The following is a 426-nucleotide window of genomic DNA, read 5'->3' on the forward strand; positions in this document are numbered from 1 at the left end:
GGACAGATACTTCTTGAATCGGCACGGTGTCATTACGGGCGGGGGCCAGAACAACGTCCCTGGACATCACAGCTAGGTTCCGTGCACGCTCACACGATTCATCTTCAGCCCATGTTCGGCAGATCTGCTCTAGGGCACTCGGCGAATACGTAAAAGAGTGTTCTACATGCGGATTTGGTGATACATGACAGTGCCATGTAGCCTTTGAGGAGTCCACAGCGGAGGGTGAAAGCCACTTCGATGTTGATTCTGGGGCTATGGCGCAGCTGGTAGCGCACCACACTGGCAGTGTGGGGGTCACGGGTTCGAGTCCCGTTAGCTCCACCAGTAGAAAAACCCTCGGTCGAAATGAACTAGCCCCCGAAAGTTGGACTGGTTTAACTCTAGGCGGTTAGGGCTTCAAGGGTCTGATTCCGATATTGCATC

Annotated in this window: 1 tRNA gene; it reads left to right on the forward strand. The window is 54.0% G+C overall.

Annotated elements, in window-relative coordinates:
• Positions 1-251 precede the first annotated feature (251 nt).
• A tRNA-Ala gene (locus QP981_RS11195) sits at positions 252-327 on the forward strand.
• The last annotated feature ends 99 nt before the right edge of the window (positions 328-426 follow it).

Origin of the sequence: Corynebacterium sp. MSK047, from assembly GCF_030232285.1 — a bacterium.
In the GTDB taxonomy this organism is placed as follows: domain Bacteria; phylum Actinomycetota; class Actinomycetes; order Mycobacteriales; family Mycobacteriaceae; genus Corynebacterium; species Corynebacterium jeikeium_D.